Here is a 20,100-nt window from a genome sequence, read left to right on the forward strand (position 1 = left end):
TATCGGATTATCCGAAGACTTATGGCGTGATGGGGCCCACTCCCCGCCGACCGGCCGCGAGGAGCCCCATGCCCGACGCCCGCCCCCCTTCGGGCTCCGCCTGCCCCCACCCGGAAACACCCACCCCCGGCCCCCCGCCACACCACCACCCCCACGCCCGAGAGCCCCACCCGCCCACGCCGTGGCCCCCGAACCACGAAACCGAGTCTCGGCCGGCGGCGGTCTGGCACCCGACCCATGCCCCCGAGGCTCGGCCTGCGACGGGCTGGCACGCCGCCCACCCCGCCGAGCCCCAGCCCCCGGCAGCCTGGCACCCGAACCACCACCCCGAGCCGCGACCCGCGGCAGGCTGGCACCCGAACCACGAAACCGAAGCCCGACCGGCAGGTCCCTGGCACCCGGACCAGCAGCCCGAGGCACATCCGGCGGCGGGCTGGCACCCGGCCCACGAAACCGAGGCTCGGCCTACGGCGGGTTGGCACGCGGCCCACGAGACCGAGGCTCGACCGGCAGTGCATTGGCATGCCGACTACCAGGCCGAGGCCCGCCCGCCGCAGCCTGCGGCAGCCTGGCAGGCCGGCCACCGTGCCGAGGCTCCGTCCTCGTTGCCCCGGCAGCGCGGCAACCAGTCCGGCCACCAGCCCCCGCAGTCCGGTCACCGGACCGAAGCCCCGTCGGATCGTCAGGCCGGGGTTCCTGGGGCGCGGCCCGGGGCCGGAGTTCCGCAGTCGGATGACGTGCCCGGCGGCCGCAAGGCCGCGCGGCTGGCCCGTGAGGCCGAGCGCACCGGCAACCGCGGCAAGCGCGCAAAGGCCCCGGAGGCCAAGCGCGGCCGCCGCCGCACCGGAGCCGTCGCCACCGGAAGCCCCACCACCGGACCCGCCACCCCACCCCACGCCACCCGTTGGACCCGTTTCGTCAAGGTGGTCGCCTTCTGCGCGGCCACCGCCGCCGGCAGCATGCTCCTGCTCCGCGGGAACGAGGCCCTCGACCGTCTGGCCTCCCCCGTGCCGCCCGACAGCCGGGCCACCGCCCCCGCGGCCCCCGCGGACGCGCCCGACCCCGGCCGGGTGCTGCAGATCATCGCGCATCCCGATGACGACCTTTACTTCATGAATCCGGACCTGCGCTATTCCATATCCGCCGGCCTCCCCGTGACCTCGGTCTACCTGACCTCCGGCGAAGCAGACGGCATCAACGCGGGCTCCGCCAAGCAGGCCACCACCGCCCCCAACAAGCCCGCCTACGCCGAGGCCCGCCAGAACGGCATCCGCGCCGCCTACGCCAAGATGGCCACCGGCGACCGCGGCAGCGCCTGGAAGCGCAGTGTCGTCCCGACCAGGGGCGGCGGCCACGCCGAGGTCGACGTCCTCGTCGCCAAGCCCCAGGTCAACCTGGTCTGGCTGCAGATGCGCGAGGCCGGCAACGTCTACGCCGACGTCCCCGACAGCCTGCACGGCCTGTGGGACGGCAAGGTCCCCCGCCTGGAGTCGATGCTCGCCTCCGGAACCCCGGTCAAGCAGAAGTTCGCGTACACCAAGGACCAGGTCGTCCAGACCCTGGTCGGCATCCTGGAGCAGTACAAGCCGACCACGGTCCGCTCCCAGGACCCGACGCCCGGCCGGTACCCCGACACCAAGCGGTACACCGACCACCAGGACCACTTCTACGGCGCCCGCTTCGTGCAGCTGGCCACCGCCGCGTACGCGAAGGACGTCAAGGACCGCCCGCACTTCGCGGTGCAGAACTACCTCGGCTACTTCAACGGCTCCCTGCCCAGCGCCCTGGACCCGGACGAGGCCAAGGAGAAGCTGGACATCCTGGACACCTACGCCTGGCTCGACCAGCAGAACCACTGCGGCAGCGACGCCGGCTGCGGCGACCTCAAGGTCGCCGACCACCCGGCGGGCAACCACTGGTCGGACTCCATCAACTACGCCCGCGGCACCAGCACCTCCTGGCTGGCCTCCGACAAGGAGCACGGGCTGTGGGCCTTCAAGGTGCTCGACGGCCAGGTCGCCGTCTGGCACCGGCAGGGCCTGATCGGCCGCTGGAGCGGCCCGGACCTGCTGCCCGGCACCGGCATGGACCCGGGTGTGTCCACCGTCACCCTGAAGGACGGCCGGATAGCCGCCTTCGGCACCCGCACCTCCTTCGGCGCGAAGCCCGCGGACTACCGGCGCGAGGTCGTCTACGCCGTCCAGAAGGCCCCCGGCTCCGAGGAGTTCGGCGAGTGGCAGTCGCTGGGCACCCCCGAGACCGCGGACGAGAACTGGACCTCCGACATCAGCTCCCCGGCCGTCTCGGTCGACGGCACCGGCCGGCTGGCGGCGTACGTCCGCGACGGCGCGTACACCCTGCGCGGCCGGGTGCAGCAGGCGGACGGCAGCTGGGGCCCGTGGGACAAGTACGGCGGCTCCGACCTGCACGGCACCCCGGCCACCGGGACCGACGGCGCCGGCCGGCGGATGGTGTTCTCGGCCACGTCCAAGACGGTGGTGGGCTGGGTGCAGCCGAAGCCGGGCGCCCCGCTGGGCCCGGTCACCCCCACCGGACTGCCGGACACCACGCTCCCGCTGACCGCGGAGGGCCGCGAGGGCGGGGTGCGGCTGTGGTTCCGCAAGCCGGGCTCCGGCAACGTCCGTACCGCCCTCATGACGGGGGACGGCGGACTGAAGGTGAACAATCTCACCGACCTCGGCGGCCTCAAGGGCTTCGGCTCGGTCACGGCGAGCGGGCACGTGCTGGCGGGTCGTGCGGCGGGCGGGCAGCTGGGCTCGGACGTCGGCGGGGGCCGTCCCTGGGAGCGGTCGCCGCTGATGTTCGTCGGCGCCCCGTCCTCGACGATGACCGGAAAGAACCTGGTCAGCCTGGCTGTGGTGGGTCTCGACGCGAGGCTGTATGTGACCACCTCGGCGGACGCCCCGGACGCCTACCTGGCGCCGTGGCAGCCGGTGGGCCCGCGCAACGCGGCTCCGTAACGGGTCCGTAGCGGGTCCGCGGCGCGTCCGTGCACCCCTCGCCCACTCGCGACCATACGGACATACAACACAAGCCGCGTAAATCCAGAAATTCAACCGCTAACACCCCACACCGGTACGCCGGTTGATCCAGGGTGCGGACGAACAGCGTCCACATCTCGGTCACATATCCGGATCAAAATCTCCACAGGGCACAATCACGTCCGGTCGTTTCCGGAAAGCCACAGTCACAGCCGGAACCGGTGAACCAAGTTCGCCGGAATGGCCTCTCTCTGACTGCTCAGCGGTTTTCCTGCCGGACGATCGAACCCTAGGCGTGCCCGATGCCCTTGACCCGCCGCCGCTTCGCGGCGCTGCTCGGCGTGCTCACCGCCGGCTCCACCGGTGTGCTCGCCTTCGCCTCCGGCCAGCAGACGACGGCCGAGGCCACCCAGGAGCGGAGCGCCGTCGCCGCGCTGCCCGCGAGCGTCACCGCCGGATCGGTCGTCCAGGTCGTCGCGCACCCCGACGACGACCTGTTCTTCATGAACCCCGACCTCAGCCGCTCGCTGCTGTCCGGCGCCCCCGTCACCACCGCCTACCTGACCTCCGGCGAGGCCGACGGCCGCAACGAGGCGCGCGGCGCGACCATCCGAGACCCCGAGCAGCCCGCCGACCGCACCCACTACGCGGAGGCCCGGCAGAACGGCATCCGCTCCGCCTACGCGCAGATGGCCACCGGCGACCGCACCAGCGCGTGGAAGCGCACCGTGATACCCACCGCGGGCGGCGGCCAGGCCGAGCTCGACATCCTGATAGCGAAGCCGCACGTCAACCTGGTGTGGTTCCAGCTCCGCGAGGCCCGCAGCACCGGCGCCGACACCCCCGACAGCCTGCGCGGCCTGTGGAACGGGCGAATACCCGCGCTGGGGGCCCAGCTGACCTCCGGCACCCCGGTCAAGCAGCAGTTCACGTACACGAAGGACCAGCTCATACAGTCGATAGCCGGGGTGCTGGCGCGCTACCGGCCGACGACGATAGGGATGCAGGACCCGACACCGGGCCGGTTCAGCGAGACCGGCCGGTTCACCGACCACCAGGACCACATGTACGGGGCGCGGTTCGTGCAGGCCGCCTCGGCCGCCTACGCCGCCCAGTACACGGACCGCCCTCGCTTCTCGGTGCAGAGCTACCTCGGCTACCACAACAGCGCCCTGCCGCACGCGCTGGACCCGCAGACGGCCGAGACGAAGACCGACTTCCTGCGGACGTACGCCTGGCAGGACCACCAGGACTACTGCGGCTCCCCCTCCGGCTGCGGCGACCGCAAGGTCGCGGGCAACCCCACCGGCCGCAACTGGGCCCAGTCGATGCGCTACACCCGCGCCGACCACACGTCCTGGCTGGTCGAGGGTACGCCCGGCCGCCTCTGGGCCTTCGCCACGCTGGACGGGCAGACCGCGTTCTGGACGCGGAACCCCGGCGGCGAGTGGGCGGGCCCGTCCCTCCTCCCGGGCACGGGCATCGACCCGGGCGCGACCACGGCCCGCCTGCCGGACGGGCGGATCGCGGTCCTCGCCACCCGCACCGTCTTCGGCACGGCGCGGCCCGAGGACTACCGGCGCGAGGTCGTGTACGCCGTCCAGTCCGCGCCCGACGGGCCGTTCGGGCCGTGGCAGTCGCTCGGCAGCCCCGAGCGAGCCGACGACGACGGCACCTCGGCGATCAGCGCTCCGGCCGCGGCCGTGGACGCGGCCGGCCGGCTCACCGTCTACGTCCGCGACTCCCGCCGCACCCTGCGCGCCACCGCCCAGCAGCCGAACGGCGGGTTCACCGCCTGGAGCCGGCTGGGCGGCGAGGACCTGCAGAGCGACCCGGTGACCGCGGTCGACTCCGCCGGGCGCCGCCACGTGTACGTCACCACCATCACCTCGGTCCTGGCCTGGACCCAGGCCGCGCCCGGCGCCCCACTGGCCGGCCCGCAGCGCACGGGCCTGCCCGCCACGACGGTCCCGCTGTCGGCGGCCCCGGAGGGCGCGGGCGTCCGGCTGTACTTCCGCCGCCCGGACTCGGGCGTCGTCCGCTCCGCCCTGGTCACGGCGGGCCCGGACAAGCTCCAGGTCTCCAGCGTCGCGGAGGCGGGCGGCCGGGCCGGCTACGGCGCGGTCGGCGTCGCGGGCCGGCACATCTCGGGCCGCGCGGACAGCGGCACCGTCGGTACGACGGGACTGGGCGGCCCGCCCGCCTGGACGGAGTCCGGGATGCTGTACGCGGGCGCGCCGGCGGCCGTGGCCGAACCGGCGGGCGCGACCATGGCGGTGCTGGGCCTGGACGCACAGCTCCACACGACCACGACGGCCGCGGCCCCCGGCCGGCCCACCTGGCGCCGCGCGGTGCGCTGACGCGCGGGGGCCGGTCCGAAGGAGGCGACCTAGCCGGCGAGGGGGTACATCGACCCGCGCCGGCCCTCCGGCGAGGTCAGCCACTCCAGCTTCTCGGCCGTCCCGGTGCCCGGCAGCGGGGTGTGGAGCACGATCACCAGGTCGGGGCGGGCCGGGACGCGCAGCTGGGTCGACTCCACGTACAGCCTGCCGACGACCGGGTGCTCCATCTGCTTCTCGAGCTGGCCGCCGGGCTCGACGTCCCGCCGCCCCCACAGCTCGGCGAACTCCGGGCTGAGCTCCCGCGCCTCCTCGACCACGGCCCGGAAGCCCTCGTCGCCGGTGTGGTCCGACCAGGCCGCGCGGAACTGGGCGACCACCTGGCAGGCGACCTCGTCCCAGTGCGTGGAGCGGGCCCGGTAGATGGGGTCGGTGAAGAAGGCGATCAGGCAGTTCTGCACGATCTCCGGACGCATCCCGAAGACCAGCGAGGCCGCGTCGTTGTACAGCACCGTGTTCCAGTACCGGTCCATGATGTGCGCGGGAAACGGCATCCAGGCGTCGATCAGCCGGCGCAGCCCCTGGCACATGTCCCGGTCGGCAGGGGCTACCTGGAGGGCGGGCGGGTTGAGCCCGGCGAGCACGTACAGGTGCCGCAGTTCGGCGCTGGAGAGCTTCAGCACCCGGCCCACCGCGTCCAGCACCTGCGAGGACACCGTGATGTCGCGGCCCTGTTCCAGCCACTGGTACCAGGAGGCCCCCACCCCGGCGAGCACCGCGACCTCCTCCCGGCGCAGGCCCGGGGTGCGGCGGCGGGCCCCGCCGTCCGGCAGCCCGGCCTCGGCGGGGGTGATCCGGGCCCGTCTGCTCATGAGGAACTCGCGCAGTTCGGCCCGGCGGTGCTGCTCCGACGCGGTCGTCACGAAATCCCCCTGATCAGCTGCCTGGTGGTAGCGCCAACAGGATGAGTTCCCACTCTGCACGGGCATTCCCGGGCCGCGAGGGTGGTGGCCATGGCGATCAACACACAGACCACACCCGGCACCACCACCGAAGGGCCGCGGCGCACCGCGGCACCGGATCCCGACCGGCTCTCCGGCCGGGCCCGACTGGTCCTCTTCGTGCTCTGCGCCGCCCAGTTCATGGTGGCGCTCGACTTCTCCGTGCTCAACGTGGCCCTGCCGGTGCTCGGCGAGGACCTGGGGCTGAGCCGGTCCGCCCTGCAGTGGGCGGTCACCGCGTTCGCCCTGCCGTCCGGCGGCTTCCTGCTCCTCTTCGGGCGGATCGCCGACCTGTTCGGCCGCAAGAAGCTGTTCCTGGCCGGCCTCGCCGTCTTCGGCGCGGCCTCGCTGCTCGCCACCCTCGCCTGGGACCCGGCGTCCTTCCTGACCGGGCGGGCCCTCCAAGGCCTGGGCGCGGCGGTGATCGTGCCGACCGGGATGTCCCTGCTGACCACGACCTTCCCCGAGGGCCCGCTGCGCGACAAGGCGCTCGGCATCTCCGGCACCCTGCTCTCGCTCGGTTTCACCGTCGGCATGCTGCTCGGCGGTGTCATGACCGACACCCTGGGCTGGCGCTCCACGATGGGGCTGCTCGCGGTCGCCTCGGTGATCGTGCTGCTCCTGGCGCCCGGGCTGCTGCCGGAGTCCCGTACGCCCGAGCGGCCGCGGCTGGACGTGCCCGGCGCCGTCACGGTCACCGGCGGGCTGCTCGCGCTGATCTACTCCCTGTCGACGGCGGCCGAGCGCGGCTTCGGCGGTGTGGACGTGTGGGGCACGCTGGCCGTCGGGCTCGCGCTGCTCACCGCGTTCGCGGTGGTGGAGTCGAAGTCCCCCGCTCCGCTGGTCTCGTTGCCGATGCTGAGGCGGCGTACGGTCGCCTGGGGCAATGTGGGCGGCCTGGTGACGTTCTCGATGATGTCGACGGTCGTCTTCGTGCTGACGCTCTACCTCCAGGAGACGCTGGGGCTGTCGTCGTTCCGTACGGGGCTGGTGTTCGGCGTCCAGGGCGCGGCCTCGGTGCTGGCGGGCGCGTACGCGCCCCGGGTCATCGGCCGCTTCGGCGCCCGCCGCACGCTGGTCGCCTCCCTGGCCGGCCAGGGTGTGCTCACGGCCGCGCTGCTCGGCGCGGGCGAGCACTCGGGCGCCCTGCTGGCGACCGTGGCCGTCTCGCTGGCGAGCATGTGCCATCTCGGCGCGATCATCTCGTACGGGCTGGTGGTGACGAGCGGCGTGCCCGACGAGGAGCAGGGCCTGGCGACCGGCCTGGTCACCACCACCCAGCAGGTCGGCCTGACCATCGGCATCCCGCTCCTGGGCGTCCTGGCCACGACGGGGACGGCGCTGCTCGACGGGGTCCGCACGGTCCTGGTGATCGACGCGGCAATCCTCGTGGTGGCGGCCCTGCTGGTGGCGGCGGGCCTGGGCCGCCGCGGCGGGCGGCCGGGCCGGCGCGGCACCCGCTAGCCGAGGGCCCTCACGCCCAAGACGGTGTCGAGGGGCACGGGGCCGACGCGGCGTCGCGCAGCCTGGCCATGAGGGTGTCGGCGCGGCGACGCTGCTGCGCGGCATCCGCCGCGGTGTGGTGGAACTCGACGCTCAGGCGGCCGGCGAAGGTGCTGATGATGCAGTAGCCGCCACCCGGCTGCCGCGGTGGGGGCGGCGCGTCCGGGCGGGAGGCCGGGACGACGGCCGAGCGGAAGTCGGTGATCCGCAGGCCTTCCGGCATCCTGGGCGCCGGCACCCGGCCCCAGTTGGTCGCGATCAGCAGGCCCGGGGGCGGCGGCGCGGTGCGCGGCGCGGTCCCCCGGGGGATGTGCAGCGGCGACTGCTGCACGACTCCCCCGGCGATGGCCTCCGCCAGCGAGGCGCAGATGGAGCGGCCCAGTTCGACCAGCCCGGTGGAGTCAGCGGTGGGCCGGTGGACCGCGGCCCCGAGCAGGTTGGTGCCGTCGGTCTCGCCGACCGCCGGGGTGAGCCGGGTGCGCAGGTCCACCGGGTAGACGTAGGTCATCTCGGTCAGCGGGAGTCCGCGGATCTCGGCGTCGCCCAGCAGGATCGCGGCGGAGACCAGACCGTTGACCGTGACGCCCTCCCGGTGCCCGAACTCGACGAGCGCCGCGGTCTCGGCGACCGACAGCCGGCACCGCGTGACCAGCAGCGAGACGTGCCCGGGCCCGCCGTCGGCCGGTGCTCGGACGACTGCCGGCTCCTCGCCGGCCTGCGGCCGCTCCGGCGGCGCCGGCCGCACCGCGGGCATCGCCGTCTTCTCGATGCCGCGTTCGGCGAGCAGTTCCTCGACCGCCACCGGGTACGGGCGCACCTCGCGCTCTGGCGGGAGCCCGTTCACCACATCGGTGTAGCAGGACCACAGTTCGGCGAGGACGGCCAGCGAGTGGCAGGCGTCCGCGATGCAGTGATGGGTGAACAGCGTCACGCTCGCGCTGTCGCCGTCGCGCACGACGGACAGCCGGCCGAGCGCGACACCCTGGTCGAACTCCTGGTCGTGGACCAGGAGATCCGGATCCCCGTCCACCACCGAGACCTCCGGCACCCGCCCCGCCCCGGCCACGAGATCGAAGCCGCCGTCGCAGGCCGGCTCCAACCGCGCCCCGAGCACCGGAAAGGCCCGCACCAGCGCCTCGTAGGCCACGGCGAGCGCCGCGAGGTCCAGCCTGCCGGACACCCGGACCGCAAAGCCCGTGTACACACCGGCGCCCGCGAACGTCACCTCGCTCGGCGCCAACGGGCGCACGACGGCAGACGCGTTCATATGGCTCCCCTTCTCCCGCACCCGCGCCGGGACCATCGGTACCCCGGCCGCCGGACCAGCCTGCGGGAGCCGGGTCGGGTTTCACCGGTGTCCCGATGTTGCCCGCCCCCGGACACGACGACGGACCGGCGGTCGACGACGACCACCGGCCCGCAGTGTCGGAAAATCCCGCCGGCGAAGCTGAGCTGCGCCTACAGCACCGGAAGGTTCTTCCGCAGCTCGAAGGCCGTGACCTCGCTGCGGTATTCCTCCCACTCCTGCTTCTTGTTGCGGAGGAAGAAGTCGAAGACGTGTTCGCCGAGGGTTTCGGCGACCAGTTCGCTGCGTTCCATCAGGGCGATGGCCTCGCCGAGGTTCTGCGGGAGGGGTTCGATGCCCATCGCGCGGCGTTCGGCGTCGGAGAGGGCCCAGACGTCGTCGTCGGCGCCGGCCGGGAGTTCGTAGCCCTCCTCGATGCCCTTCAGGCCGGCGGCCAGGAGGACGGCGTACGTGAGGTAGGGGTTGGCGCCCGAGTCGATCGAGCGGACCTCGACGCGGGAGGAGCCCGTCTTGCCCGGCTTGTACATCGGGACGCGGATCAGGGCCGAGCGGTTGTTGTGGCCCCAGCAGATGTACGAGGGGGCCTCGCCGCCCGCGCCGGCGCTGCGGGAGGAGCCGCCCCAGATGCGCTTGTACGAGTTGACCCACTGGTTGGTGACCGCGGCGGTCTCGGCGGCGTGGCGCAGCAGGCCCGCGATGAAGGAGCGGCCGACCTTCGAGAGCTGGTACTCGGCGCCCGACTCGTAGAAGGCGTTGCGGTCGCCCTCGAAGAGGGAGAGGTGGGTGTGCATGCCCGAGCCCGGGTACTCCGAGAAGGGCTTCGGCATGAAGGTGGCCTGGACGCCCTGTTCGAGGGCGACCTGCTTCATGACGAGGCGGAAGGTCATGATGTTGTCGGCCGTGGAGAGGGCGTCGGCGTAGCGGAGGTCGATCTCCTGCTGGCCCGGGGCGCCCTCGTGGTGGCTGAACTCGACCGAGATGCCCATCGATTCGAGCATGGTGATCGCCTGGCGGCGGAAGTCCATGCCCACGTTCTGCGGGGTGTGGTCGAAGTAGCCGGAGTTGTCGGCCGGGACCGGGCGGGTGCCGTCCAGCGGCTTGTCCTTCAGCAGGAAGAACTCGATCTCGGGGTGGGTGTAGAAGGTGAAGCCCAGGTCCGAGGTCTTGGCCAGGATGCGCTTGAGGACGTAGCGCGGGTCCGCGAAGGACGGGGAGCCGTCCGGCATCAGGATGTCGCAGAACATCCGGGCGGTCCCGGGGGCCTCCGCGCGCCACGGCAGTATCTGGAACGTGCTCGGGTCCGGCTTGGCGATCATGTCGGACTCGTAGACCCGCGCGAAGCCCTCGATAGCGGAGCCGTCGAAGCCGATGCCCTCGTCGAAGGCCTGCTCCAGCTCCGCGGGGGCGACCGCGACGGACTTGAGGAAGCCCAGTACGTCGGTGAACCACAGGCGCACGAAGCGGATGTCGCGCTCCTCAAGCGTCCGGAGGACGAATTCCTGCTGCTTGTCCATGCCTTCATCCTCGCAGTTCAGACGGCCTGTGCACCACCACCGCCGAGCCGTGGGCACAGTCGGGCCGGCCCAGTATCGCCAGCGGTGGTTTCCGCCACATTACGCACCCGGCACAGCTCGCGGCACCCCCGCACTGACCATGGACCCGTCATGAGCATTACCATCTGCGCCCATGGGGGGCCGGCAGCACACGCGAGGGGGGCGTCACACACGCCCCGGCCTTCCGCGCGCCGTCCCGCGGGCGGCCTTCCGCGCGCTCGCGGGTGCGCTCGCGTGCGTGGTCTTCGGGGTGCTGCTCTTCTGCACGCGGCCCGGTGAATCCCCCGCCCCTGCCGAGTCCCAAGGCCGGCGGCAGGTCCAGGAGCACCCTCGGGGGCATCTGGCCGCGCACACCGTCTGCGTGTCCCCGTACGACCTCCCCGGCTGCTCGGCCCTCGCGCACGTGACGCCGGGGCTGCTGCCCGTGCCGCCGCCCGCCGTGACCGTGGCCGGCGGAAGTCCGCCGCCGGTGGCCCCGGCCGGCGGGCCGGGCCGGATCCGGGCTCCCCTCGCGCTCGCGCGCGCCCCCGACCTGCATGCCCTCCAGGTGCTGCGGACCTGACGGGTCCGGTTTCGCGTCCATCCACCCCCCTCTGAAGAAGGAACCAGGGCACCATGGCCAGCAAGTCCGGAAAGACCCCAGACCAGCACTCCCGCCAGGCGCGCATAGCCGAGATGCGCCGGGCCGAAAAGGCGCGCGACCGGCGCAACAAGGCCATCGCGATCACGACCTCCTCGGTCATCGTCGTCGGCCTGGTCGGTTTCGGCGCCTGGGTGCTGATCGGCCAGAAGCAGGAAGAGCAGCGCAAGAAGGACGCCGTCGAACTGGCCCGCAAGACGCCGGTCGACGGCGAGCAGACCTGGGAGGCGAAGAACCTCGGCCGCAACCACGTCGACACCCCGGTGAAGTACGAGATGAACCCGCCGGTCGGCGGCGACCACCACCCCCGCTGGATGAACTGCAACGGCGACGTCTACAAGAGCCCGGTGCCCGAGGTGAACGCCGTGCACTCGCTGGAGCACGGCGCGGTCTGGGTGACGTACAACGAGAAGGCCGCCCAGGGCGACGTGGACAAGCTCGCCAAGACGGTGGGCAGCCTCCCCTACACGCTGATGAGCCCGGTCAAGGAGCAGGCCGGCACGATCATGCTCAGCGCCTGGGGCAAGCAGCTGACGGTGGAGAAGGCGGACGACCCGCGCGTGGCGCAGTTCTTCACCAAGTACGTGCAGGGCCCGCAGACCCCGGAGCCGGGCGCGGCCTGCACCAGCGGGGTGGCCGCCCAGTGAGCCTGCCGGCCGGCGACGACACCCCCGCCGTCCGCCGCACGCCCCGTACGTACTGGGTCGCCGGCACGGCCGTGCTGCTGGCCCTGCTGTTCGCGGCGGCGGCCACGGTCACCGCCGCGTCCGGCGACACCGGCGGTTCCGGTACGCAGGCCCGCACACCGGCGCTGCACTCGCCGGACGCGGGCTTCGCCCGGGACATGGCGGTGCACCACCAGCAGGCGGTGGAGATGTCGTTCATCGTGCGGGACCGCACCCAGGACGAGGCGGTGCGCAGCCTCGCCTACGACATCGCCAACACCCAGGCCAACCAGCGCGGCATGCTGCTCGGCTGGCTGGACCTGTGGGGGCTGCCGAAGGTGGTGGCGGGCGAGCCGCCCATGTCCTGGATGGGGACCTCGGGGGCGTCGGGGACCTCGGGGCCGGACAGCGGGCACGCCGGCCACGGCGGCGGGCACGCCGCCAAGCCCGGCGCGCTGATGCCCGGCATGGCCACCAAGGAGGAGCTGACCCGGCTGGACGCGGCCTCCGGCCGGGACGCCGAGGTGCTCTACCTCCAGCTGATGACCGACCACCACATCGGCGGCGTCGCGATGGCCGAGGGCTGCGCGCAGCAGTGCCAGACCCCGGTCGAGCGGGAGCTGGCGCAGGGCATGGTCGACGCGCAAGCCTCGGAGATCACCCTGATGGCCGACATGCTCCGGCAGCGCGGGGCTGCGCCGCGCGGGTGACGGCGCACGCCCGTACGGTGGTGGGAGGGCGCCTCCCAGCCGTACGGGCGTGCACTCCCCCGTTGCACGTCCCCCTTCCCCCGTACCGGCCGGGGGACGCCGCGGCGGCCGCGTCCGCGTCCCGCCGCACAACGGCGCTCAGGAGGTTGATGCGATGACCACCGCCGGAGAGATCATGCACGCCGGGGCCCAGTGGATCCCCGCCACCGAGACCCTGGACCGGGCCGCGGAGCTGATGGCCCGCCTCAACGTGGGCGCACTGCCCATCAGCGACACATCGGAACGGCTCTGCGGCATCCTGACCGACCGCGACATCGTGGTCGGCTGCGTGGCCAAGGGCCACGACCCGGCGAAGGTGACGGCCGGTGACATGGCGCAGGGCACACCGCGCTGGATCGACGCGGGCGCGGACGTGTCGGAAGTGCTCGAGGAGATGCAGAGCCACCAGATCAAGCGGCTGCCCGTGATCCGCGACAAGAAGCTCGTCGGCATGATCAGCGAGGCCGATCTGGCCAAGCACCTCACGGAGGACCAGATCGCCGGCTGGGCCGAGAAGGTCTACGCGCGGTCCTGATCCCGCGCGGTGTGCAAGGCCGCCCGGGCCACTTCGTCCGGGCGGTCCAGCATGACCAGGTGCCCGGCGGGCTCGACGACCTCGAAGCGGGCCCCGAGCCGGTCGGCGAGGTCCGCCTGCCGGGCCAGCCAGCGCAGGGCGCCGCGGCCCCCGGAGCCGTCGTGGCCCGCCAGGACGGCGGCCGGCGCGGTCAGCGGGTGCGTCCCGCGCAGCGCCAGGACCTCGGCCGCCGCGTCCGGGTAGCCCGCGTTCTCCAGCAGGGCCCCGCGCCAGACGCGGCCGGTGCGGTAGCAGCGGCGTACGAGGTCCCGCGCGGCCGGATCACCGCCGCCGGTGCGGGAGGCCCGTACGGTCGCCCGCCGGGCCGCGGGTCCCAGCGCGGCGGGCAGTCCCGCGGCGGTCGCGGCCCGGCCGAGCGCGCGGGCGGCCGCGGTGCGCACCGGCCCGGGCAGCAGCGCGCGGGGGGCCTCCTCCACGCTGGAGTCGACCAGCACCAGGGCTGCGGTGCGCTCCGGGTGGAGCCGGGCGAAGGCCTCGGCGTGGAATCCGGCGATCGAATGCCCGACGACGGTGACGGGGCCGGTGAGGCCCAGCGCGTCCAGCAGCCCGGCGATCCGGTGGGCCTCCCCGGCCGCGGTCGCCGGAGCGCCGGCCGGGCCGCTGAGGCCGTGCCCGGGGCGGTCGAAGCGGACGACGGTGCGGCCGCCGGCCACGAGCAGGGCGGCGACGGCGTCCCAGTCGAACCAGGCCATGGCGAGCCCGGCGCTGAGCACGGCCACCGGCCCCTCGCCCTCGACCACGACGTGCAGCGGGACCCCGTCCGGGTCCGGGCGCACGAACCGCGCCCCGCACCGCGCGTCCCCGTATCCCGGGTCTGCGTACCCCGCGTCGCCGTGTCCCGCGTTCGCGTGTCCCGCGTTCATGTACGGCGCTCCCGGTGGACCGAGTAGGCGAGCAGGCCCAGCCAGACCGCCACGAACAGCACCTGGAGGCGCTGCCCGGCGCCCAGCGCCCAGGTGCCGCGCCCGGCGGTGAACATCGCGATGGCCGACAGGGTCCAGACGGTGGCGAGCAGTTCGAGCACGACGAGCACGGGTCCGTAGCGGGCGAGGGGGGCGAAGCAGCCGTAGCGGCGGGCGGCGAGGGTGAGGGCCACGATCCCGACGAGGGCGCCGGTCATGGCCAGGCTGCTGCTGACGGCATGGGCCTGATGGGTGGCGGGGACGAGCCCGGCGGTCTCGCGCGCGGCGCACTCGGGGTCCACGGTGGGCGCGCAGCTCAGCGGCAGCCAGGCGTCGGCGGCGGTGGCCGCGCCGAACAGGGTGACCCCCGCCCACCCGGCCACCGTCCACGGACGGCGTGATTCCGCATGCCGCGCCAGGCGGAGCAGCGCCAGCGTGCCGCCGAGGAAGACGAGCAATCCGGCGGTGAAGTCGGTGGCCCGGAACAGGCCGCCGAGCGGCTGGTCCTGGGCGGCCAGCTCGCTCACATAGGTTTCGATGGGATTGAGACCCGTGGAAAGGACGACTTCGAGCACCCACGCGGTGTAGGCGGCGGCGCCGAGACCTATGAGGACGGCTACGGGCAGGGCCGTCCTAGGTGGGCGCGAAGAGAGGCCAGGTATGGACATAGTGTGACTAATCCTATGCAAACATGGCGTCGGTCCTCAGATCGGATACCTGCCCCGGGTAACGTCCGGGCTTGACGTGCAGTTCCCGGCGAGCCGCCGCGCCGCTCGGGGGCGCGGCAAACCCGACCCGTGAGGTGCTTCGATGCGCTCTCTTCCCACCCGTCGCGCCGTGCTCGGCGCTTCCGCCGCAGTCGCCGCGACGGGTGCCGGATTGGGTCTGCTCGCCGCCTGCGCCCGCCCTCCCGGACCGGACTCCGGGCAGGGCGCCCACGGGTCCATGCACCACGGCGGCCCGGCCGCCGACGGGCCCGAGGGGTACGTCGACCCGGCCGGTCCGGAGGTCAAGGCCGCCGAGGCCGCCCGCAAGGCCACCGGACCGGTCACCGAGGTCAGGCTCACCGCGACCGCGACCCCGCTCGACCTCGGCGGCGGGCACACGGTCCGCTCCTGGGCGTACGGGGACCGGCTGCCGGGCCAGGAGGTACGGGTCACCGCGGGCGGCACCCTCGCCCTCACCCTCGCCAACAACCTGCCCGAACCCACCTCCCTGCACTGGCACGGGCTCGCGCTGCGCAACGACATGGACGGGGTGCCCGGACTGACCCAGCGGGACATCGCCCCGGGCGGCTCCTTCGCGTACCGGTTCGCCGTGACCGAACCGGGGACGTACTGGTTCCACCCGCACACCGGGGTCCAGCAGGACCGCGGCCTGTACGCCCCGCTCATCGTCGAGGACCCGAAGGAGCCCCTCTCCTACGACAAGGAGTGGGTGGTGGTGCTCGACGACTGGATCGACGGGGTCGACGGCGCGACCCCGGACGCCGTCCTCGCCGAACTCCGCAAGGGCCAGAACGGCTCCGCCCATGCCGCGCACCGCGGTCCTGCCCCCACCGGCGGGCCCTCGCGGCTCCTGGTGGGCGCGGACAGCGACGTCCTCGGCAGGGAGGCGGGCGACGTCGACCACCCGCACTACCTGATCAACGGGAAGGTCCCGGAGGACCCGTCGGTCTTCACCGCCCGTCCCGGCGACCGGATCCGGCTGCGCCTGGTCAACGCGGGCGGGGACACCGCCTTCCGGATCGCGCTCGGCGACCACGAACTGACGGTCACCCACACGGACGGCTTCCCGGTGGAGCACGCGAAGACCGGCTCGCTGCTGCTGGCGATGGGCGAGCGGTACGACGTCCTGGTCACCGCGAAGGACGGGGTGTTCCCGCTGACCGCGCTGGCCGAGGGCAAGGACCGGTCGGCGCTCGCGGTGCTGCGTACGGGGGCGGGGACGGCACCCACGGCCGCGACCCGGCCGGCCGAGCTGGACGGGCGGCCTCTGACGGCGGAGGTGCTCAGGCCGGCGGAGTCCGCGGCGCTGGCCCCGCGCGAGCCGGACCGCACGGTGCAGATCAGGCTGACCGGGTCGATGTCGCGCTACAACTGGGCCTTCGACGGCAAGCCGTACACACCGGACCAGCGGCATCCGGTGAAGGCGGGCGAACGGGTCCGGCTGGACTTCCGCAACGCGACGCCGATGTGGCATCCGGTGCACCTGCACGGGCACACCTTCGCGCTGGCCGGCGAGGCGGGCGGGGCCCGCAAGGACACCGCGATCCTGCTGCCGGGCGGAAGGCTGACGGCCGAGTTCGACGCGGACAACCCGGGGCTGTGGATGACGCACTGCCACAACGTCTACCACTCGGAGTCCGGGATGATGACGGTGATCGGCTACCAGCTCTAGTACGCGCGGAAAACCCGGCGGGGGCAGGGGCCTCGGCGTGGCACCCTTGCGGTGATCAGGACAGCTGCGAAAAAAGGACGCCTCCGCCGGTATGAGCACCCCGCCGAACCCGCCCACCCCGCCGACCGGTCCCCCGACGGAACCGGCCGGCACCCCCATACCCGAGGCGGCCCCCGCCCCGGAGCCGCTCCCGCAGCCCGCGCCCCCCGAACCGCCGCTGTCCCAGGACAAGCCACTGCCGCCCGCCGGGCCGACGCCCGAAAACCCGTCGCCGCCCGACAGCCCGTCCCCCGACAGCCCGTCCCTCGACAAGCCGTCGCCCGACAGCCCCTCGCTCGACAAGCCGTCCCCCGACAGCCCCTCGCTCGACAAGCCGTCCCCCGACAGCCCGTCGCTTGAGAAGCCGCTGCCGTCCGACAAGCCGTCGCCGTCCGACGAGCCGTCGTCCGGCAAGCCGCTGTCCCTCGACAAGCCCGAGGCCCCCGGCCAGACCCCGGCGCCCACCCCGCCCCCGGCCCCGGAGCAGACCGCGTTCCCGGAGCAGCCGTCGGCACCGGCCACCGCCCCGGCGGCCGAGCAGCCCGAGCAGCCCGGACCCCCGGTGCAGCCGGCGCCCGCGCCCGCGCCGAACCCGTTCGCCCCGCCCTCCCCCGCTGCGCCCGCTCCCGCGGCGCACCCCGCGGCCGGCGGCGGCTTCGGACCCGGCGGACCCGGCCACCCCGGCGGGCCCGGCGGCCCCACCCACCCCTGGGCCCAGCCCGCGCCCGGCTACGGCGGGGCCCCGTACCTCGGGTATCCGCAGGGCCTCCCGACCACGAACGGGCTGGCCGTGGCCGCCCTCGTCGTCGGCATCGTCGGGATCCTGGTCGCCCTCGTCCCCTTCTTCTTCTGGGCCGGCGCCATCCTCGCCGCGACCGCCCTCGGCCTCGGCATCGGCGCGCTGGTCCGCGCCTCCAAGGGCGCCCCGCGCAAGGCGATGGCCGTCACCGGGACCGTCCTCGGCGTGGTCGGCCTCGGGGCGGCCGTCGGCGGTGTCTTCCTCTCCGCCCTCGTCGTCGAGAAGGCCGCCGACCGGGCCGAGCGGCGCATCGACTGGGACGACCCCGGGCTGGACCCCTACCCCTACCCCGGCTCCTCCTCCTCGCCGACGCCCAAGTTCTCGCCCTCCCCCTCGCCTTCGCCCACCCAGGTGCCCGGCCTGACCAGCGCGCTGCCGTTCGGCGAGACCTTCACGTACGACAACGGCGTCAAGGTGAGCCTCTCGGCGCCGAAGAAGTACCAGCCGAAGGGCATCATCGCCCGCGAGCAGGTGAAGAACGCGATCCAGATCACGGTGACCATCACCAACGGCTCGACCAAGCCGCACGAGGTGATCTACGCCGTGCCCAACGTCCGCGACGACAAGGGCATGACCGCCGAGCTGGTCTTCGACAGCGGCGGCTCCGGCGGCGGGGTCCCGAAGATGGTCAGGGGCTCGATCCTGCCCGGCGAGTCCGCCAGCGGGGTCATCGCGTACGAGGTGCCCGAGGGCACGGCGAGCATCAGCGCGGACATCTCCGCGGGCACCTTGCTCGACGACGTGAAGTACACCGGCCCCGTCACCTGACCGGCGGTCCGCAGCGGGAAAACGGCCGGGGCCCAGGACATCGCGTCAGAAAGACGATTACACTGGGCCCCGTGCCTCAACTACGCCTCGCTCTGAATCAGATCGATTCGCACGTCGGCAACATCGCGGCCAACGCGGACTCGGTCGTCCACTGGACCCGGCACTCCGCCGAGCAGGGCGCCCACCTGGTGGCGTTCCCCGAGATGGTGCTGACCGGGTACCCCGTCGAGGACCTCGCCCTGCGCGAGTCCTTCGTCGAGGCCTCCCGCACCGGCCTGCGCGAGCTCGCACGGCGGCTGGCAGCCGAGGGGTTCGGCGATCTGCCGGTCATCGTCGGCTACCTCGACCGCAGCGACGCCTCGGCCCCCCGGCTCGGCCTCCCGGCCGGCTCCCCGGAGAACGCGGCCGCCGTGCTGCACCGCGGCGAGGTGGTGCTGCGATTCGCCAAGCACCACCTCCCCAACTACGGCGTGTTCGACGAGTTCCGGTACTTCGTGCCCGGCGACACCCAGCCGGTCGTCCGGGTGCAGGGCGTCGACGTGGCCCTGGCCATCTGCGAGGACCTCTGGCAGGAGGGCGGCCGGGTCCCGGCCACCCGCTCGGCCGGGGCCGGCCTGCTGATCTCGATCAACGCCTCCCCGTACGAGCGCAACAAGGACGACCTGCGCCTGGAGCTGGTGCGGAAGCGGGCCAAGGAGGCCGGCTGCACCCTCGCCTACGTGGCGATGATCGGCGGCCAGGACGAGCTGGTCTTCGACGGGGACTCGATCGTCGTCGACGGCGGCGGCGAGGTCATCGCCCGCGCCCCGCAGTTCTCCGAGGGCTGCGTGCTCGTCGACCTCGACCTGCCCGCGGCGCAGCCCGCCGCGCTCGAGGGCGTGGTCGACGACGGGCTGCGCATCGACCGGGTGATCCTGTCCGAGGAAGCGGTCGAGCCGTACGAGCCGGTCGTCCCCGGCGGGTACGCGGACCGCCTCGACGACGACGAGGAGGTCTACGACGCGCTGGTCGTGGGCCTGCGCGCGTACGTCCGGAAGAACGGCTTCCGATCCGTCCTGATCGGGCTGTCCGGCGGCATCGACTCCGCGCTGGTCGCCGCGATCGCCTGCGATGCCGTCGGCGCGCAGAACGTCCACGGCATCTCGATGCCCTCGAAGTACTCCTCGGAGCACTCCCGGGGCGACGCGGCCGAGCTGGCCGAGCGGACCGGGCTGAACTTCCGCACCGTGCCGATCGAGCCGATGTTCGACGCGTACATGGGCTCGCTGGGCCTGACCGGCCTCGCCGAGGAGAACCTCCAGTCCCGGCTGCGCGGCACGATGCTGATGGCGGTCTCCAACCAGGAGGGCCACATCGTGCTGGCCCCGGGCAACAAGTCGGAGCTGGCCGTCGGCTACTCCACCCTGTACGGCGACTCGGTGGGCGCGTACGGCCCGATCAAGGACGTGTACAAGTCGGACGTCTTCCGGCTCGCCCAGTACCGCAACCGGGCCGCGGCCGAGCGCGGCGAGGTCCCGCCGATCCCGGAGAACTCGATCGTGAAGCCGCCGAGCGCCGAGCTGCGCCCGGGCCAGGTGGACACGGACTCGCTGCCGGACTATCCGGTGCTGGACGCGATCCTGGCCCTGTACGTGGACCGCGACAAGGGCCTGGAGGAGATCGTCGCGGCCGGCTTCGACCGGGAGCTGGTCGCGAAGACCCTGCGGATGGTGGACACGGCGGAGTACAAGCGCCGCCAGTACCCGCCGGGCACGAAGATCTCCGCGAAGGGCTTCGGCAAGGACCGCCGGCTGCCGATCACGAACGGCTGGCGCGAACACGCCTGACCGCCGCGCCCGC

At 73.4% G+C, this 20,100-nt stretch carries 15 protein-coding genes; 10 read left to right on the plus strand and 5 right to left on the minus strand.

The genetic code is table 11. The features are described 5' to 3' along the window. Nucleotides 1-512: 512 nt before the first annotated feature. Nucleotides 513-2,981: a PIG-L family deacetylase gene (locus ACFWP3_RS28055; RefSeq protein WP_384226333.1), complete on the plus strand. Its 2,469-nt coding sequence runs from the start codon at nt 513-515 to the stop codon at nt 2,979-2,981. Nucleotides 2,982-3,304: 323 nt separating this feature from the next. Continuing rightward, a complete protein-coding gene (locus ACFWP3_RS28060) occupies nt 3,305-5,362 on the plus strand; it encodes a PIG-L family deacetylase (protein WP_384226336.1) in 2,058 nt (685 codons plus the stop codon). A gap of 29 nt (nt 5,363-5,391) precedes the next feature. On the opposite strand, the gene ACFWP3_RS28065 is transcribed toward ACFWP3_RS28060, so the two are convergent. After that, nucleotides 5,392-6,213 (minus strand): helix-turn-helix transcriptional regulator, encoded by an 822-nt coding sequence (locus ACFWP3_RS28065; RefSeq protein ID WP_384226391.1) that lies wholly within the window; start codon nt 6,211-6,213, stop codon nt 5,392-5,394. Between the two features lie 141 nt (nt 6,214-6,354). Between ACFWP3_RS28065 and ACFWP3_RS28070 the strand changes: the two genes are divergently transcribed. Next, nucleotides 6,355-7,806, plus strand: coding sequence for an MFS transporter (locus ACFWP3_RS28070; RefSeq protein WP_384226339.1), 1,452 nt, complete (start codon nt 6,355-6,357; stop codon nt 7,804-7,806). Between the two features lie 10 nt (nt 7,807-7,816). Here the strand turns inward: ACFWP3_RS28070 and ACFWP3_RS28075 are convergent, their stop codons facing one another. Together ACFWP3_RS28075 and ACFWP3_RS28080 are read right to left on the minus strand one after the other, a co-directional pair. Beyond that, nucleotides 7,817-9,112: a hypothetical protein gene (locus ACFWP3_RS28075; RefSeq protein WP_384226341.1), complete on the minus strand. Its 1,296-nt coding sequence runs from the start codon at nt 9,110-9,112 to the stop codon at nt 7,817-7,819. A 191-nt stretch (nt 9,113-9,303) separates the two neighbouring features. Beyond that, nucleotides 9,304-10,665, minus strand: coding sequence for a glutamine synthetase family protein (locus tag ACFWP3_RS28080; protein WP_030012459.1), 1,362 nt, complete (start codon nt 10,663-10,665; stop codon nt 9,304-9,306). A 172-nt stretch (nt 10,666-10,837) separates the two neighbouring features. Here ACFWP3_RS28080 and ACFWP3_RS28085 point away from each other — a divergent pair, with 172 nt between their 5' ends. The 4 genes from ACFWP3_RS28085 to ACFWP3_RS28100 all read left to right on the plus strand — a co-directional run bounded on the left by ACFWP3_RS28085 (nt 10,838) and on the right by ACFWP3_RS28100 (nt 13,293). Continuing rightward, entirely contained in the window at nt 10,838-11,266 is a 429-nt protein-coding gene (locus ACFWP3_RS28085; RefSeq protein ID WP_384226345.1) for a hypothetical protein, read from the plus strand. Nucleotides 11,267-11,319: 53 nt separating this feature from the next. Then, nucleotides 11,320-11,991, plus strand: a complete 672-nt coding sequence (locus ACFWP3_RS28090; RefSeq protein WP_384226347.1) for a DUF3105 domain-containing protein — start codon at nt 11,320-11,322, stop codon at nt 11,989-11,991. 2 nt (nt 11,992-11,993) lie between these two features. Beyond that, nucleotides 11,994-12,719 carry a DUF305 domain-containing protein gene (locus ACFWP3_RS28095; RefSeq protein WP_384226393.1) on the plus strand — a complete coding sequence of 242 codons (726 nt, stop codon included), beginning with the start codon at nt 11,994-11,996 and terminating at the stop codon, nt 12,717-12,719. Nucleotides 12,720-12,873: 154 nt separating this feature from the next. Beyond that, nucleotides 12,874-13,293, plus strand: a complete 420-nt coding sequence (locus ACFWP3_RS28100) for a CBS domain-containing protein (protein ID WP_384226349.1) — start codon at nt 12,874-12,876, stop codon at nt 13,291-13,293. Here ACFWP3_RS28100 and ACFWP3_RS28105 read toward each other — a convergent pair. Then, entirely contained in the window at nt 13,278-14,216 is a 939-nt protein-coding gene (locus ACFWP3_RS28105; protein ID WP_384226351.1) for an alpha/beta fold hydrolase, read from the minus strand. The two genes, ACFWP3_RS28100 and ACFWP3_RS28105, sit on opposite strands and share 16 nt — an antisense overlap. Next, nucleotides 14,213-14,923 carry a DUF998 domain-containing protein gene (locus ACFWP3_RS28110; RefSeq protein WP_384226353.1) on the minus strand — a complete coding sequence of 237 codons (711 nt, stop codon included), beginning with the start codon at nt 14,921-14,923 and terminating at the stop codon, nt 14,213-14,215. Before ACFWP3_RS28110 ends, ACFWP3_RS28105 begins: the two co-directional genes overlap by 4 nt. Before the next feature lie 142 nt (nt 14,924-15,065). On the opposite strand from ACFWP3_RS28110, the gene ACFWP3_RS28115 reads away from it, so the two are divergent. From ACFWP3_RS28115 to ACFWP3_RS28125, 3 genes are all read left to right on the plus strand, one after another. After that, nucleotides 15,066-16,655: a multicopper oxidase family protein gene (locus ACFWP3_RS28115; RefSeq protein ID WP_384226355.1), complete on the plus strand. Its 1,590-nt coding sequence runs from the start codon at nt 15,066-15,068 to the stop codon at nt 16,653-16,655. Nucleotides 16,656-16,746: 91 nt separating this feature from the next. Continuing rightward, the gene (locus ACFWP3_RS28120; protein WP_384226357.1) at nt 16,747-18,261 is read left to right on the plus strand and encodes a hypothetical protein; all 1,515 of its coding nucleotides are present in this window, start codon (nt 16,747-16,749) and stop codon (nt 18,259-18,261) included. A gap of 71 nt (nt 18,262-18,332) precedes the next feature. Beyond that, nucleotides 18,333-20,087, plus strand: coding sequence for an NAD+ synthase (locus tag ACFWP3_RS28125; protein WP_384226360.1), 1,755 nt, complete (start codon nt 18,333-18,335; stop codon nt 20,085-20,087). Nucleotides 20,088-20,100 lie beyond the last annotated feature (13 nt).

This window comes from Streptomyces sp. NPDC058525 (assembly GCF_042719495.1).
Lineage (GTDB): Bacteria > Actinomycetota > Actinomycetes > Streptomycetales > Streptomycetaceae > Streptomyces.

Excerpts from the sequence above, each read along its gene's own strand:
- ACFWP3_RS28060 (WP_384226336.1), top strand. The coding sequence starts at position 3,305 with ATGCCCTTGACCCGCCGCCGCTTCGCGGCGCTGCTCGGCGTGCTCACC.
- ACFWP3_RS28065 (WP_384226391.1), bottom strand. The coding sequence starts at position 6,213 with ATGAGCAGACGGGCCCGGATCACCCCCGCCGAGGCCGGGCTGCCGGAC.
- ACFWP3_RS28070 (WP_384226339.1), top strand. The coding sequence starts at position 6,355 with ATGGCGATCAACACACAGACCACACCCGGCACCACCACCGAAGGGCCG.
- ACFWP3_RS28075 (WP_384226341.1), bottom strand. The coding sequence starts at position 9,112 with ATGAACGCGTCTGCCGTCGTGCGCCCGTTGGCGCCGAGCGAGGTGACG.
- ACFWP3_RS28080 (WP_030012459.1), bottom strand. The coding sequence starts at position 10,665 with ATGGACAAGCAGCAGGAATTCGTCCTCCGGACGCTTGAGGAGCGCGAC.
- ACFWP3_RS28085 (WP_384226345.1), top strand. The coding sequence starts at position 10,838 with ATGGGGGGCCGGCAGCACACGCGAGGGGGGCGTCACACACGCCCCGGC.
- ACFWP3_RS28090 (WP_384226347.1), top strand. The coding sequence starts at position 11,320 with ATGGCCAGCAAGTCCGGAAAGACCCCAGACCAGCACTCCCGCCAGGCG.
- ACFWP3_RS28100 (WP_384226349.1), top strand. The coding sequence starts at position 12,874 with ATGACCACCGCCGGAGAGATCATGCACGCCGGGGCCCAGTGGATCCCC.
- ACFWP3_RS28105 (WP_384226351.1), bottom strand. The coding sequence starts at position 14,216 with ATGAACGCGGGACACGCGAACGCGGGACACGGCGACGCGGGGTACGCA.
- ACFWP3_RS28110 (WP_384226353.1), bottom strand. The coding sequence starts at position 14,923 with ATGTCCATACCTGGCCTCTCTTCGCGCCCACCTAGGACGGCCCTGCCC.
- ACFWP3_RS28115 (WP_384226355.1), top strand. The coding sequence starts at position 15,066 with ATGCGCTCTCTTCCCACCCGTCGCGCCGTGCTCGGCGCTTCCGCCGCA.
- ACFWP3_RS28120 (WP_384226357.1), top strand. The coding sequence starts at position 16,747 with ATGAGCACCCCGCCGAACCCGCCCACCCCGCCGACCGGTCCCCCGACG.